Source organism: Brevibacterium sp. VCM10 (genome assembly GCF_000583215.1).
Taxonomy (GTDB): Bacteria; Actinomycetota; Actinomycetes; order Actinomycetales; family Brevibacteriaceae; genus Brevibacterium; species Brevibacterium linens.
The window spans coordinates 1-14583 of record NZ_JAJB01000016.1 but is presented as its reverse complement, the minus strand read 5'-3'; the positions used below and the strand labels follow the sequence as shown (position 1 = coordinate 14583).

The 14583-nt window shown below is 66.7% G+C and carries 13 protein-coding genes; 9 read left to right on the top strand and 4 right to left on the bottom strand.

What is annotated here, in order from left to right:
• Window positions 1-281: 281 nt before the first annotated feature.
• Window positions 282-1370: a C40 family peptidase gene (locus AD89_RS0104290; protein ID WP_025777376.1), complete on the top strand. Its 1089-nt coding sequence runs from the start codon at window positions 282-284 to the stop codon at window positions 1368-1370.
• A gap of 356 nt (window positions 1371-1726) precedes the next feature.
• Here the strand turns inward: AD89_RS0104290 and pepN are convergent, their stop codons facing one another.
• A complete protein-coding gene (gene pepN, locus AD89_RS0104285) occupies window positions 1727-4936 on the bottom strand; it encodes an aminopeptidase N (RefSeq protein ID WP_025777375.1) in 3210 nt (1069 codons plus the stop codon).
• Window positions 4937-5021: 85 nt separating this feature from the next.
• Here pepN and AD89_RS0104280 point away from each other — a divergent pair, with 85 nt between their 5' ends.
• Complete coding sequence (locus AD89_RS0104280) at window positions 5022-6170, top strand: FUSC family protein (RefSeq protein WP_025777374.1); 1149 nt, start codon at window positions 5022-5024, stop codon at window positions 6168-6170.
• 12 nt (window positions 6171-6182) lie between these two features.
• Here AD89_RS0104280 and AD89_RS0104275 read toward each other — a convergent pair whose 3' ends face one another.
• A complete protein-coding gene (locus AD89_RS0104275; RefSeq protein ID WP_025777373.1) occupies window positions 6183-6869 on the bottom strand; it encodes a helix-turn-helix domain-containing protein in 687 nt (228 codons plus the stop codon).
• A 66-nt stretch (window positions 6870-6935) separates the two neighbouring features.
• Here AD89_RS0104275 and AD89_RS18075 point away from each other — a divergent pair, with 66 nt between their 5' ends.
• The 6 genes from AD89_RS18075 to AD89_RS0104245 all read left to right on the top strand — a co-directional run bounded on the left by AD89_RS18075 (window position 6936) and on the right by AD89_RS0104245 (window position 11761).
• Entirely contained in the window at window positions 6936-7820 is an 885-nt protein-coding gene (locus AD89_RS18075) for an AzlC family ABC transporter permease (protein ID WP_025777372.1), read from the top strand.
• Window positions 7817-8272: an AzlD domain-containing protein gene (locus AD89_RS0104265; protein WP_025777371.1), complete on the top strand. Its 456-nt coding sequence runs from the start codon at window positions 7817-7819 to the stop codon at window positions 8270-8272. Before AD89_RS18075 ends, AD89_RS0104265 begins: the two co-directional genes overlap by 4 nt.
• Window positions 8273-8464: 192 nt before the next feature.
• Complete coding sequence (locus AD89_RS0104260; RefSeq protein WP_025777370.1) at window positions 8465-8776, top strand: DUF2516 family protein; 312 nt, start codon at window positions 8465-8467, stop codon at window positions 8774-8776.
• A 73-nt stretch (window positions 8777-8849) separates the two neighbouring features.
• Window positions 8850-9659, top strand: a complete 810-nt coding sequence (locus AD89_RS0104255; RefSeq protein WP_025777369.1) for an alpha/beta fold hydrolase — start codon at window positions 8850-8852, stop codon at window positions 9657-9659.
• A gap of 102 nt (window positions 9660-9761) precedes the next feature.
• Window positions 9762-11099: a glycosyltransferase gene (locus AD89_RS0104250; RefSeq protein WP_025777368.1), complete on the top strand. Its 1338-nt coding sequence runs from the start codon at window positions 9762-9764 to the stop codon at window positions 11097-11099.
• Window positions 11100-11149: 50 nt separating this feature from the next.
• A complete protein-coding gene (locus AD89_RS0104245; protein ID WP_025777367.1) occupies window positions 11150-11761 on the top strand; it encodes a YbjN domain-containing protein in 612 nt (203 codons plus the stop codon).
• 27 nt (window positions 11762-11788) lie between these two features.
• Here the strand turns inward: AD89_RS0104245 and AD89_RS20310 are convergent, their stop codons facing one another.
• A complete protein-coding gene (locus tag AD89_RS20310; protein ID WP_025777366.1) occupies window positions 11789-12532 on the bottom strand; it encodes a GNAT family N-acetyltransferase in 744 nt (247 codons plus the stop codon).
• The gene (locus AD89_RS0104235) at window positions 12529-13572 is read right to left on the bottom strand and encodes a bile acid:sodium symporter family protein (RefSeq protein WP_231488417.1); all 1044 of its coding nucleotides are present in this window, start codon (window positions 13570-13572) and stop codon (window positions 12529-12531) included. Before AD89_RS0104235 ends, AD89_RS20310 begins: the two co-directional genes overlap by 4 nt.
• 203 nt (window positions 13573-13775) lie before the next feature.
• On the opposite strand from AD89_RS0104235, the gene AD89_RS0104230 reads away from it, so the two are divergent.
• On the top strand, window positions 13776-14519 hold the full coding sequence (locus AD89_RS0104230; protein WP_025777364.1) for a phosphoglyceromutase: 744 nt from the start codon (window positions 13776-13778) through the stop codon (window positions 14517-14519).
• The last annotated feature ends 64 nt before the right edge of the window (window positions 14520-14583 follow it).

Genomic DNA, 14583 nt, shown 5'->3' with positions numbered 1-14583 from the left:
GATATCAGCCAGCGGCACCGGGTCGAAGTCTCAGCTGAGCATCGATTCGAGCAAGTGGACTTCAATCCATGACCAGTCCGCGTTATCCTGTCACGGTGTCGTGAATACTGACAGTCGTGTGACAGCCGGTAGAATCGACACCGTGCAGAACCTCGTTTCCGGCGAGGCCGCTCCTGACGGGGAGGCCGAATCTGAAGCGAAGACAGTACGCCGAATGCGCTTGCGCACCTTCGGAGACTTCCCCCACGCGGGCCTGCCGCCCGCAGACCGAAAGAGAAATAATGCGTACCAAAATTGCTGTTTCGGCAGCACTTGGGGTCGGACTGGTTTTCGGCGCCGGTGCTCCCGCACTGTCGAGCAATCTGTCCTCGACCGACGCCGCAAATACGTCCGGCATCTCCGCTGGTGTTGTACCCGGCCAAGAGCTCGAACGAATCACCGACCGCAAGATCGAGAAGGGCGAGACCGCCTACGTCGATGTCACGGTAGCGACGCTGTGGACCGATCCTAAGGCTCCGCGCAAGGTGGATAAGCCTGCGCTCCAGCACCCCGTCGCCCTCAAGAAGTGGAACAAGAACCTCGAATCCACCGATGCCCGCCGCGGACTGACTGGCAAAACCGAGACCCAAGCGACGTACGGTTCGGAGGTCTCCGTCCTCGATGTCAAGGGCAGCTGGGCCAAGGTCGCCGTGACCGACCAGCAGACCCCGAAGAACAAGAAGGGCTACCCGGGCTGGCTGCCCAAGAAGCAGCTGGTCGAAAACGACCGCTTCGGGAAGCTCCGCGAGGACCAGCCCCGAGCCGTGGTCACGAAGCCCAAGAGCGAACTCGAAGGCATCGAGTTCACCAAGGACGCCGGTGCCGACATCAGCTTCAACGTCGATCTGCCCCTCATCGCACAGGACGTCGACGATGTCCGCGTCGCACTCCCCGGAGGCGGAGCCGCCTGGATCGACATCGACGATGTCGATGTCTACGATGTCGGCGGCAAACCCGAGAAGCCCAGCGGCAAAGACCTAGTGAAGACCGCGAAGCAGTTCGACGGCCTGCGCTACCTCTGGGCCGGAGTCTCGGCCTACGGATTCGACTGCTCCGGATTCACCTACTCCATCTTCAAAGCCCACGGCATCGACCTGCCCCGCGACTCCGGCGAACAGGCGAAGGCCGGCAAGGCAGTCTCCTCGTCGAACCTCAAACCCGGTGACCTGCTGTTCTTCTCAACCAGCTCGGGAACGGTCCACCACGTCGGCATGTACGTCGGCGACGGCAAGATGATCCACTCGCCGAACGCGTCGAAGGACGTCTACGTCACCGACTGGAAGAAGTGGGATTCCGGAAACGAATTCTCCGGAGCCCGCCGAATCCTCTGACCATGACCGAGACGGAGCGACGGCCAGCCTGTTCACCCGGATACAGTTGCGAGCCGACACTCTGATGGCCGGTGCCCCAGGAGGGTGCCGGCCATCAGCGATTTCAAGTGAGCCCTAGCTGGAGAGCCCCGCCAGGGGAGCGGCGCTCGCCGAGGCGCGCATCGAACAGAGTCGACCGGGACGACCGTCGGCCCGGTTTCACCAGTACTCGTCCGCCGAAGCGACTGCGGAGCGGATACGCCCAAGGTCCCCTCGCCGAGGCGGCTGCGGAGCTGATTCGCTCAAGCCCCCCCCCCCCTCGCCGAGGCGGCTTCGGAGCTGATTCGCCCTAGGATCTTTGCCGAGGCTCCTGCCGGTCAGTGTCGCGAACTCTGAGTCGACTTCAGGAAGATGGCACGGGCCAGATCATCCCGACGTTCGATGACCAGGCGGCGCAGGGCCGCGGGCGCATCGACGTTGGCGGCCAACCACGTGTCGGTCTTCTCCACCACAGCTTCCTCGTCGACTGACCAGCGGGGATAGAGGCCGAGCACCAGGCGACGGGCGATCTCGATCGAATTGTCCATCCAGAACCCGAGCAGACCATCGAAGTACTCATCGACATACTCCTCGATGAGCGGCATCGCACTCGGCGCGATGAACCCGGAGATGATCGCCGACAGCACATCGTTGCTCAGCGCGCCCGCCTCGCGGATCGCCTCCCAAGCACGGATCTTGACGATCGGCAGAGGCAGAGCCGCACTGGCCGTCTCGGCGTGGAGCCGACCCGAAGAGCTGGGATCCGAATGATTCTCCCGTGCGATATCCGTCTGATCGGCCCACCCGAGGCACACGAGCGCCGTCAGCGCATTCCACCGCAGCGCATGATCATTGATGAGGCCGCGGAACGGCAGCGTCGCAGTCGAATGCTCGGCACCTCGACCCGAGCGGGCATCGCCGGACGCTTCGACCGACTGTCCCGCCGCGCCAGCCTGATCCGCCGCGCCGGCTTGATCCACCGCTCCGGTCTGATCTGTCGTACCAGCCTGACCGGCAGCATCGACTCGCCCGGACTGCCCGGGAGCTCCGGCATACATCCGATCGACCTCCTCGCCGACGGGCACCGCAAGGATCTGACTGGCGAATCCACGCCCCATGGCCACCGCGGAACTGCCCGCCGCGCATCGCGCCGTCCGCGACGTCAGCGCCAACACCAGATTGGCCAGATGCAGCTGCGCATCCGACCCGGCCTTCGCCGCAGCCAACGCGTCCAGTGCCGCTCCCAACAGCCCCGTGATCGCGGCATCGAAATTCCGGTCCGCCACCCACTGATCGATGCAGGTCAGAGCGGTCTGGCTGAGTCCCGCCATGATCCCTGCGTGGCTCTCCTTGCCCAGGCTGCGAGCATAGGCAGTGAGGTACTTCTGGACCGGCATGAGCCCATCGCGGACCGCATTGTCCAACGCCGACCACACCAGGGCCCGCGACAGCGGGTCCGTGATCCGCGACGCCGAGGTGACCGCCGCCTCCGTCGATTCCGGATCCAGGCGCACCCGCGCATAGTCCAGATCGTTGTAGTTGAGCAGAGTGATCACGCCGGCCCTGCGGCCGATCAGCTGCTCGACGTCAGCAGACTCGGTCGAGAACTCGAAACGGAAGGAATCGAGGGGCACGATCTCCCGCCCCGACCGCCCGAGCGTGGCGATCTCGATCGTGTGCGGCCGCAGCAGAGCCGCGCCCTCGGCCGAATCGGCCTGAGTGATCGTGGCACTCGTGACCTTCTCCGACCCGGACCGTCGCCGAGGCGGCTGAACACTGCCGCTTGCCCCGGACCCGGCCGCATGTGCAGCTCCGCTTGCCCCGGACCCGGCTGCGTGCGCGGCTCCGGTGGCACCGTCGACGCTGTCGTCGACCGCATCCGGACTGCGGAGCCGAGCTCCCGAGCTCGAAGCCACGAGTCTCCCGCCTCCAGCGCCCCGCGAGGCGGCAACGGATTCCGTCGGTGCTCCGCCGCTGGCGAATCCAGCCGACCCGGCCGCTCCCGCTTCCGACCCGGCGAATCCAGCCGACCCGGCCGATTTCGCAGCCGACCCGGACGGAGTCCCACCATCCGAGGTGGTCAGCTGCAGGGACAGCTCCGAGACCCCGGACGTCCCCAACCACGCGGCCGCCCAGTTCGCGATGTCCCGGTCGGGAGCCGCCTCGGCGAGGCATTCGAGGAAATCCGCGAGCTCGGTGTTGCCGTACTCGAACCGTTTGAAGTACAGCCGCGACCCGGCGAAGAACGCCTCCCGGCCGACGAACGCGACGAGCTGCTTGAGCACTGATGCGCCCTTGGCATAGGTGATGCCGTCGAAATTGAGCTTCGCGGCCTCGACGTCGGGGATGTCGGCGACGATCGGATGCGTCGTCGGATACAGATCCTGTGTGTACGCCCACGCCTTGCGCCGCAGCGCGAAAGTCACCCAGCCATCGGTGAACCGGGTCGCCTCGGCCAGCGCGAGCCCACCCATGAAATCGGCGAACGACTCCTTGAGCCACAGATCATCCCACCACTTCATCGTGACGAGATCGCCGAACCACATGTGCGCCATCTCGTGCAGGATGACATTGGCACGTGACTCGTAGTTCGCGTCCGTGACCTTGTCGCGGAAGATCAGATTGTCCGTGAACGTGACCAGACCAGGGTTCTCCATCGCGCCGAGGTTGTACTCGGGAACGAAGATCTGATCGTACTTGCCCCACGGGTAGGGGTAGTCGAATTCGGAGGTGAAGAAATCGAGCCCGGCTTTCGTGACGCCGAAGATATCGTCCGCGTCGAGGTGATCGACGAGACTCGCCCGCGTCCATGCGCCCAGTTGCACGATCTGTCCGGTGCGCGGGTCCGTCCACTCATCCGTCGCCCCTTCGTAGGGGCCCGCGGTGATGCAGGTGATATAGCTCGACTGCTTGAGCGTCGGTTCGAAGTGATGGGTGATCGCGCCCGGTGAGCTGGATCCGGCCGACGTCTCAAAGTCGGATCCGTTCGCGGCCTCGGATCCGTTCGCCGAGGCGGCCCCCGCCGCTGCCTCGGCCGGTTCCGTCCTCGCTTCGGCCCGGTTCGACAGGACCTGGAAATGCGCGGGAGCCGTGACCGTGAAGATGAACTCCGCCTTGAGGTCGGGCTGGTCGAAGTTCGCGAACACACGTCTGGCGTCGGTGGGTTCGTACTGCGTATAGAGGTACGTCTTGCCGTCGGCAGGATCGGTGAACCGGTGCAGCCCCTCGCCCGAGGTGGAATAGCGTGCCTGCGCTTCGATCGTCAGGGAATTGCGGCCGGCGCGGACGGGGAACGTGACCCGGGCGCCGTCGAACACCTCGGCGGGGGAGAGGCTCTCACCATTGATCAGCACGGACGTCACGGAGTCGGCGATCAGGTCGATGAATGTCGAATCGACGAAGCGGGCGGTGAAGTCGACGACTGTGCGAGAAAGATAGGTGTCGGCATCCGTTTCGGCGTTGCTGACGTCGATATGGACTGAGTAGGAATCGACCTCGAGCAGCTGTGTTCGACTCTGCGCTTCGCTTCGGGTGAGATTCGTTGTCATTCAATAGCCTCCTCGGCGGACAGACTTTAGCATGCCACATTTCCGGTATTCTGAGTACAGGACCAGCAAGCGGCAGAGGGGACTGATGGCGGAGACTCGGGTCAGCGACCTGCCTCGGAGGGGGTTCAACGTCGTCGCCCACCGTCTGCGCTTGGGACTCAAGCGGGTGTGGGTGAACTCCGGTCAGCTGATCCAGATCCCCATCGCCGCGACCGCCGCCTACACTTTCTGCGTCTACGTGCTCGGCCACCCGTATCCGTTCCTTGCCGCGGTCGCCTCCGCCGTCGGCATCGGCCCCGTCGTTGACCGTCGTCTGCGCCGCGCCCTCGAGATCGGCTTCGGGGCGACCTTCGGGGTGCTCGTCGGCGAGCTGCTCGTCAACCTCTTCGGCTCCGGCATCTGGCAGCTCGCCCTGACCCTGATCGTCGGCCTGGTCATCGGCACGATCCTCAATTCCGGCGGCATCTTCATCACTCAGATCGCCGTCCAATCCGTCTATGTCGTCGTCGTCCCCGCCACCGCCACCACCCTGCCGTTCCCGCGCACTCTCGACGCGCTGACCGGGTCCGTCTGCGCGATTCTGCTGGCCTTGCTGATCCCGCGCGACGCCCGGAAGGTTCCGCGGCGTTTGGCCGCGGACATGCTCGAGGAGATCGACGCCGTCCTCAGGATGATGAAACGCGCCCTGCGCGAGGCCGATGTGACCATGGCCGGGCGGGCCCTCGAGCGTGCTCGCGAAACCCAGGACATCATCGACTCCTGGGGCTCATCCCTGCGGATCTCCCGCGAGGCCGCGAAGATCAATGCGCGGGCCCGACGCCATGCCGCCGAGGTGACCCGACTGTCCCGCGCCCACACCTTCTCCGACCGAGCCATGCGGACCATGCGGGTCATCGCCCGTCGTGTCGTCGGCGTCACCGAGCTCGGCGTCGGCAAGCCCGTCATCGCCGATTACGTCGGCTCCTTGGCCGACGGTGCGAAGAAGCTCGAGATCGCCTTGCGTCGTGGGACCGATCGGTCCCTCGCCGAGGCGGCCCTGTCCGAGGCGGCGGGAGCTCTGGATCCGCGGGCGAAGTCCGATTGGGACATCCACGACGAGTCGATGGTTCTGCTCCTGCGCACGGTCGCCGTCGACCTGCTGCAGGCCGCGGGACTCACGCGTGCCGAAGCCCAGTCGCGGCTTCCGCCGCTGGCCGAGAACGCCGATGACGATGATGGTCCGGCCGTCGAATAGCCGTGGAGGCAGTCAGCTGCTTTCGACGACGAAGACGGCGTTCGTGCCCGGTTCCAGAGCCGTGAAGCGATGAGGCTGATCGCCCGGATGGGTGAGATAGTCGCCGACGCCCAGGTCATAGGACTTGCCGAGCACTTCGATGCGTGCGGCCCCGCGGCCGAGGATGACATGTTCGATCGTGCCCTGCGGGTGCGACTGCGACTCCCTGGGTTCACCCGGTTCGGCTTGGATGAAGTAGACGTCCCGTCGAGCGTTCGCCGGCGACGGTGAGAGCAGGGTGGCCACGTAGTTCGCGGTCGTCGACGGCAGGCTGGGCATATCGCCGACATGCTGGAAGGCGACCTCGTGCGGGGGAGGGTCGAGCAGGCGGGCGAGAGGAATATCGAGCGCAGCGGCCAGAGCCCACATCGTCTCCAAACTCGGATTCCCGCTTCCGGTCTCGAGTCCGGACATCGTCGACTTGCCGACGCCGGCCCGCCGGGCGACCTCGGACAAGGAGAGCCCGGCCCGCAGCCGTTCACGTTTCAGGGCCGCAGCGATCTGCTGACTCGGTGACAGCGACGGGCCGGTCACAGGGGCGTCGGCGGCAGAGTCAGCGGCGGAGCCGACGGTGTGCTCGACGGTCGCCTCGGCGGGCGAGACGGTGTCGGAGCAGTCCAGAGAGTCATTCAGCGAATCGTCGGTGCTTCGAGAAGTCATATGTTCACTATAGCGGCTAAGTCGTTCGGTTTGACGAACAATTGCCGAGGGTGCACTGTATGGAACATGGGTTCATTATTTCGCACGGCTGATCGGGTGCTCCCCGGCTCGACCTATCGCGCGGTGGCCATCGTCACCGTCACGATCATCGCCGTCGCGCTGTCGTACGGTGCGATCTCCGCGGTCTCCGGATTCGCCTGGTGGCAGACGCTGCTGTTGGCGATGTTCGCCCTCGGCGGCGCCGCCGAATTCACCTTCGTCGGAGTCATCGCCGCCGGCGGCGCACCGATCCTTGCGGTGCTCGCAGGACTCCTCGTCAACTCCCGGAACTTCGCGTTCGGTGTCGCTGTCGGCCCCTTCTTCCCGCAGGACTGGCGTGCACTCATCGCCTCCCACTGGATCAACGACGAATCCACCGCGATCTCGCGTACCGGGCACAATGACCGCGCGAAGTGGCACGCATTCCTGCTCATGGGAGCGGCGATCGCGATCATGTGGCCCGGCGGTGCCATGGTCGGACAGTGGCTGGGCAACGTCATCAATGCGGACCTGCTCGGCCTCGACGCGGCTTTCCCCATCATCCTCTTCTGCCTCATCCGCGGGGATCTGAAGAACCGGGTCACGCTCTCGCTGACCGTCATCGGCATCCTCATCGCCGTGGGACTGACACCGCTGCTGCCGCTCGGTCTGGGAGCAGTGACCTCGCTGTCCGTGTTCGTCTTCGTCGCCGCCGGCTGGGCGGTGCGCTCGTTCCTCCGTCGCCGCCGGTCCGGAGGCAGCGATGCGGACCAGCACAGTATCGGTGCGGACCAACACGGCACAAGCGCAGGCCAGCACGGCACAGGTGCAGGCCAACACGGCACAGGTGCGGACGATGCCGGTGCTGGTGTCGACGGGGCCGTCGGCGCCGACCACCCGCAATCCACGACTCGACGAGAGGGACCGCGATGAGCGCCGTCAGCTTCCTCATCGCCCTGGCCGGGCTCAGCCTCGGCACCTATCTCATGCGCTTCGCCGGGGTGAAGGTGGGAGCGGCCATCGCCACGAAGGGGCGTCGGCGCACCCCGACGGCCGCCTCGGTGGGGGCTCTGCCCTCCGAATCCGCACCCGCCACGCCCGCTGAGACCGGCACCCCCGCCGAGCCCGGCACACCTGCCGAACCCTCAGGTCCCGCCGACTCGACCGAGCGCGTGACGATGTGGATGGACCGGGCCGCGGTCGTGCTCATCGGCGCCGTCTTCGCCACGACCGCGGTCTTCGACGGCACGGACATCGCCGATCCGGCGCGCCTCCTCGGCGTCGGAGCCGGCGTGCTTGCTGCAATCCTGCGTGTGCCGATGCTGCTCGCCGTGGTCATCGGCATGGCCGTGTGCGCGCTCATCCGCACGACCGGGATCCTCTGAGCAGGGGCGGCGGCACCCGCTGACTGCGGTCGCGAGGAACCGAGCCGCCACCGCCAACGTGGGTCGCCCCTGCCGACTGCGGCCTCGTGCCAGTGCGCACCCACTGTGAAAGCCGTGGGATGCGGGTGGGCAATTGCCGAGGATCTCCGGCCCGGAACTGCCCCGGCAGCCCGAGATTGCTAGGCTGGGACCATGGAATACATCGCGGGCTTTCAGCGACTCGTCTTTCTGGCACTGACGGTGGCCGCATTCGTCGTCCAGCTCTGGGCGTTCATCGACTGCCTCCGCTTCAAGGACGAGAACTACCGCGCCGTGGACAAGCAGAGCAAGAAGTTCTGGGTCATCCTCCTCGGCGTCGGACTCGCGCTCGCCCTCATCGCCCTGCCGCCGATGGGCATGAGCATGATCTTCCTCAACATCATCGCCCTCGTCGCCGGCATCGTCTACCTCACCGACGTGCGCCCGAAGGTCCGCGCGGTCGATCCGCGCTACCGCAAACGCTGACCGGCGTGACGCCGCAACAGCATTTGCGAACCCGATCGGCAAGCGCCCGGCACACGCTGACTAGACTCGCCCTATGAGCACCGACCTCAACCTGCCGGGCCCCGAATCCGGCTATATCGCCACGTTCGGAACCGGTGACCCGCACACCCTCTTCGGCCACGGATTCGCCGGCGCGATCCGCGACACCCGTCCCTTCGGCACCGGCATCACCGGCACCCGCCACTTCCTCCACCTGCCCGGCCACGGCGGCCGACCCTCACCCGGCCCCGGGTGGACCTACCCGCAGATCGCCGAAGTGCTCGCCGACGCCGTGAGCACCACCTCGGCGAGCCGAGCACTGGGAGTGTCGATGTCCGCCGGCGGGCTCCTCCACCTGCTCAGCATCGCCCACCCCGTGACCCGCAACCTCGAGAAGGTCGCCCTCGTCCTCCCCGCCTCCTTCACCGGATTCCCCGCCGAGGTGGCCGCCGCCAACCGCTCCTACCTGGAGAGACTGCGCCGCCTCGTCGCCGATGAGGACATCGACGCCATCGTCGAACTCATGCTCTCCCGCGAGCCCGCCGAGGTGGCCCAGATGATTCCCGTGCGGGCCTGGACGAAAGCGAAGGCCGAGAACCTCGTCCGCACCGACATGTCCGACGGGCTCGGACTCGCCCTCGAAAACGCCGTCGCGGACACCGACGTCGCCGCCGAGAATCTGCGCTCCTTCTCCGGCGACGTCCTCGTGCTCACACACGAAGACGACCCGGCGCACCCGGTCGCCGTCGCCGAGGACATCCACCGTGCGATTCCGACCTCCCGTCTCGAAGTCCTCCCCGCAGGATCGATCCTGTGGCGCGGACGACACGACGTGCGCCGCATCCTCGGCACCTTCTTCGAATAGGCGCTGGCCTCGGTGAAGGACCGGCTTCGATGAAGAGCCGGCTTCGGTGAGGGACCGGCTTTGACTGGTCACCCGACCGAGGTCGTTGGCTAGACTGTCTCCGTGCGCATCTCCGTCCTCTCCCTCCACACCTCGCCCGTCGCCCAACCCGGCCAGGGCGATGCCGGAGGGATGAACGTCTATGTCGACCAATCCGTGCGCGCGCTCGCCGCAGCCGGACACCGAATCGACGTATTCACCGCCGACCCCGGCGGACTCGACGGCACGGGAGCCGGCGCGGACACGAAGCTGGAGATCACCGAATCCATCACCCTCCACCACCTGCCGGTCGGCGCTGCGACGAAGGACGAACTCGCCGACGCGATCGACGAACTCGCCGAACTGCTCACGGTCCACCCCGACTTCTGCGCCGCCGATCTCATCTGGACCCACTATTGGATCTCCGCCGAGGCGGCCCTGCGCGCCCGTGCCATCGCCGACAACTCCGACGCCGACCCCGAGTCCACCGGAGCGCTGGGGCCGGGCAGAGCAGTGCGGGCGCCGATCGCGGTGAGCATGCACACGATCGGTGCCGTGAAGAACCGCGATTCGGAGACCAGCCACGAACGGCCCCAGCGACTCGACGCCGAAGGACGCATCGCCGCGCAGGCCGACCTGCTCGTCGCGGCCACCCCCGCCGAACGCCGCGACCTCATCACCGAACTCCACGCCGATCCCGACTCGGTCGTCGTCGCCCGACCAGGTGTCGACCATGCCCTCTACACACCGGGCGCTCAGGCGGACGCGCGCGAGCGTCTGGGTTTCGCCGCGAACGAGGCGATCGTCCTCTACGTCGGGCGGATGCAGTTCATCAAGGGCACGGACGTCGCCGTCGACGCCCTGGCCGAACTGCGGGAACGCAACCCCCACCTGGCTTCTCGAACCCGGGGAATCCTCCTCGGCGCCGCCTCGGGGGCAGGTGTCGAAGCAGGCGGAGGAGCGGTCCGCCCCTCCTCGGCGTATCTGCGGGAGCTGACCGCGGCGATCGGGAACGAACCCAGCGTCGAGGTCCGCCCGCCCGTTCCCTCCCGCACCCTCGTCGACTACTACCGGGCCGCGGACGTCCTCATCGTCCCCTCCCGCAGCGAATCCTTCGGACTCGTGGCCGCCGAGGCAGCCGCTTCAGGGCTGCCGGCGATCGCCTCGGCGGTGGGCGGACTCCCGGAGATCGTCGAACACGGACATTCGGGACTGCTCATCGCCGATCACAATCCTCACCACTGGGCGACGGCCATCGAAACCCTGCTCGAGGACACGCAGCTGCGGGCGGAACTCGCCGGCCACGCCGTCGACCGCGCCGAACGCTTCGATTGGGGTCGGACCGTCGCCGCCGTCCTCGACGCCGTGCCGGATATCTCCGGTGCATCATCTCGGAAGTCGGACGCGCTGGGAGCGTGTTGAGGGACTAGAGTCGGCGGTGAGCACGAGAGCCGAGCGAAGGGCGTGAGAGCATGAGCACCGACACCGAGGCGATCCTGACCGGAGTGCGCACCTGGGCCGAGAACAACGAGGTCCCCGTGGACTCGATCGAGGACACGGAGATCGTCGTCACCCTGCCGGGGGAGAAGAAGCTCAAGACGAACGTGGCGATCAGCGTCTTCGCTCGCACCGCCCATCTGCAGGCCTTCGTCATCCGTCATCCCGATGAGAACTCGGCCGAATTCAATCGGTGGCTGCTGCAGAAGAACCTCAGGCCCGGGCCGGTGTCGTTTGCGATCGACAGCCTCGGCGATGTCTATCTGCGGGCGAGCGTGCCACGCGAGCATCTGCTCGATGAGCTCGACGGGCTGCTCGGTGCCATGCTCGCCACGGCGGATTCCTCGTTCAATGAACTCCTCCTCATCGGTTTCCTCACAGGGATGAAGAAGGAATGGGCCTGGAGGGTCGGTCGGGGTGAGTCGACGCGCAACCTTGCGGCGTTCGAGAAGGTGCTCAGCGGGGAGGACAACGAATTCATCGGCACCTTCGGCGACGCCGATCCCGAACCTCCGGCGGTGTCGGCCGATCGGGAGAGTCCCGAACCGCCGGCGGTGTCGGCCGATCGGGAGAGTAAGGGAGAGTAAGGGCCCGAGCTCATGAGTGCGGCGAACTCAGCCGAGCGGGCGCTTCAGTCCCTCATGGCTGGCGACATAGCCGAGCCGGTCATAGAAGCGCTGCGCGTCGGTGCGTGACTTGTCGGTTGTGAGTTGAGCGAGTCCGGCACCGACGCGACGTCCGTATTCGTGAGCCCACTCGAACACCGCTGTCCCGAGCCCCACTCCCTGAGCCGCGGCACCGATGCGCACCGCTTCGATCTGCAGACGGAGAGTGCCTCGGCGCGACAGGCTGGGCAGCAGACTCAGCTGCAGGGTGCCGACGACGGTCGAGCCGGCGTGGACGTGATCCGTAGGGTCGGCGTGCCCCGCAGTGTCGGCTTGTCCAGCGGAGTCGGGCTGGCCCACGGCTTCGGCCTGACCTGCGGAGTCGGGCTGGCCGGCGGAGTCGGGCGGGCCAGCGGCTTCGGTGACGGCGACGAGGAGTTGGTTGGGATCGGCATCGATGAGTGCGAAGGCACGAGCATAGGGGTCTGCCTCCTCGGCGCCGGGGGAGGCAGGAGAGGAACCGGACGCGGCTGCCGCACGGCCGACCGCAGCGGCGGCGGTCTCGCGGGCAGCTCCGGTCTCGCGGGCAGCCCCGAGGACGTCATCGCGCAGCAGTGCGACAAGCGCCGGCACATCGGCCTCGGCGGCGCGGCGGATGGTGAACGTCCGGCCGGCCGACACCAGGGTCTCCGGGGAGAAGCCCTCGAACCCTCGGCCCAATCGGCCCTCGTGCGCGGTCGCCTCGGCGGTCATCGGCCCGTGGTCTCAGCCGATGACGCACTCGCGGCTGCAGGATCATGGTCGGGCGCATCGACCGGTGGCTTGCCGTAGGGGCGACGAGCGAAGAGGGAGGCGACCACGGCGCCGGAGACGTTGTGCCACACGCTGAAGACCGCCCCGGGCAGTGCGGCGAGCGGCGAGAAGTACGTGGTGGCCAACGTCGAGGCGAGACCGGAGTTCTGGAGTCCGACTTCGAAGGACAGCGCACGTCGCGTCGGGGTGTCGAGACGGCAGGCCGTGGCTACACCGTAGCCGATGCCCAGTCCGAGCAGATTGTGTGTGACGACGGCCAGCAGAACGAGCACACCGGCTGTGGCGATCGAACCCGCCGAGCCGGCCACGACGATCGCGACGATGTAGGCGATGGCGATCGAGGCGAGCCATGGCAGCACGGGCGAGATCGTGTCGACGAACTTCGACGCGAGCACTCGGACGAGGACGCCGACGATGACCGGCACGAGCACGGTCTGGCATATCGAGACGAACATCGACCAGAAGGGCACATCCATATACGAACCCGCCAGCCACAGGGTCAGCAGCGGGGTGAGCACGGGAGCGCACAGCGTCGACAGGGTCGTGATCGACACCGACAGTGCCGTGTCGCCCTTCGCCAGATAGGTCACGACATTCGAGGCGGTGCCGCCGGGCGCGCAGCCGACGAGGATGACACCGACGGCGATCTCGGGAGGAAGTGAATACACGGTCACGACGAGAAGGCCGAGCAGCGGCATCGCCACGAACTGAGTGACGACGCCGAGCACCGCAATCCACGGCCGCTTCGCGATGCGAGCGAAGTCGGGCAGCGTCAGGGTCAGCCCCATGAAGAACATGACCACGCCGAGCGCCCACGTGATCGACGGGGCCAGAGGCGTGAAGGCATCGGGCAGCAGGAACCCGAACACCCCCGCAATGACGACGAGGACCGGCAGGGCCGTGACAGCGATGATCGAACTGCGGTCGGCGGCGGGAGCGGCGGTGCCCCCGGAAGCCTGGTGTGCTGGCATGTGTGACATGGGTACAGGCTACTCCGCTCATATTGTCATGCGAGACACATGCCCAGACATTGAGACCCTGTTTGCGGCCCGACGGACCCTGTCAGCGGGGAGACATGACCTTGTGTGCGGCCGGACAGCGAAGACTGTGTCTGCGGGGAGAGGGCCGCCGGCGACGACGGTCGCCGGCGCCCCCATCGGAGCGGTCGTGTCAAAATGGAGCCATGACGTATAACCTCATCCTGCTGCGCCACGGCGAAAGCGAATGGAACCAGAAGAATCTGTTCACCGGATGGGTCGACGTGACCCTGACCGACAAAGGCCGTGCCGAAGGCAAACGCGCCGGCGAGCTGCTGCGCGAGAAGAACCTCATCCCCGATGTCGTCTATACCTCGCGGCTCAAGCGCGCGATCCTGACTGCGAACATCGCGCTCGAAGCCGCCGACCTGTCATGGCTCGACGTCCACCGCAGCTGGCGGCTCAACGAGCGCCACTACGGCGCACTGCAGGGCAAGAACAAGAAAGAGATCCGCGACGAGTTCGGCGAAGAGCAGTTCATGACCTGGCGCCGCTCCTTCGACACCCCGCCGCCGGCACTGACCGACAGCTCGGAATTCTCGCAGGCCGGTGAAGCCCGCTATGCCAACCTCGGCGATGCGCTGCCCCGCACCGAATGCCTCGCCGACGTCATCGACCGCCTCCTGCCGTACTGGTACGACACCCTCGTGCCTGAACTCACCGTCGGCAAGACCGTGCTCGTGGCCGCCCACGGCAACTCGCTTCGCGCACTGGTCAAGCACCTCGACGGGATCTCCGATGCCGACATCACGGGGTTGAATATCCCTACCGGCATTCCGCTGCACTACGAACTCACCGAGGATTTCACTCCGGTCACCCCCGGCGGCACGTACCTCGACGCCGAGGCGGCCGCGGCAGCGATCGGCCAAGTCGCCAACCAGGGACGCTGAGCCGGACACAGACGCTGAGCCGGACACAGACGCTGAGCCGGACACAGACGGCGATCGCCGAGGT

Bases quoted from the DNA above. Each gene is read 5' to 3' on its own strand.
- AD89_RS0104265 (WP_025777371.1), top strand. From the start codon at position 7,817: ATGAGCGCCGTCAGCTTCCTCATCGCCCTGGCCGGGCTCAGCCTCGGC.
- AD89_RS0104235 (WP_231488417.1), bottom strand. From the start codon at position 13,572: ATGTCACACATGCCAGCACACCAGGCTTCCGGGGGCACCGCCGCTCCC.
- AD89_RS0104260 (WP_025777370.1), top strand. From the start codon at position 8,465: ATGGAATACATCGCGGGCTTTCAGCGACTCGTCTTTCTGGCACTGACG.
- AD89_RS0104290 (WP_025777376.1), top strand. From the start codon at position 282: ATGCGTACCAAAATTGCTGTTTCGGCAGCACTTGGGGTCGGACTGGTT.
- AD89_RS0104255 (WP_025777369.1), top strand. From the start codon at position 8,850: ATGAGCACCGACCTCAACCTGCCGGGCCCCGAATCCGGCTATATCGCC.
- AD89_RS0104275 (WP_025777373.1), bottom strand. From the start codon at position 6,869: ATGACTTCTCGAAGCACCGACGATTCGCTGAATGACTCTCTGGACTGC.
- AD89_RS0104280 (WP_025777374.1), top strand. From the start codon at position 5,022: ATGGCGGAGACTCGGGTCAGCGACCTGCCTCGGAGGGGGTTCAACGTC.
- AD89_RS0104245 (WP_025777367.1), top strand. From the start codon at position 11,150: ATGAGCACCGACACCGAGGCGATCCTGACCGGAGTGCGCACCTGGGCC.
- AD89_RS18075 (WP_025777372.1), top strand. From the start codon at position 6,936: ATGGGTTCATTATTTCGCACGGCTGATCGGGTGCTCCCCGGCTCGACC.
- AD89_RS20310 (WP_025777366.1), bottom strand. From the start codon at position 12,532: ATGACCGCCGAGGCGACCGCGCACGAGGGCCGATTGGGCCGAGGGTTC.
- AD89_RS0104230 (WP_025777364.1), top strand. From the start codon at position 13,776: ATGACGTATAACCTCATCCTGCTGCGCCACGGCGAAAGCGAATGGAAC.
- pepN (WP_025777375.1), bottom strand. From the start codon at position 4,936: ATGACAACGAATCTCACCCGAAGCGAAGCGCAGAGTCGAACACAGCTG.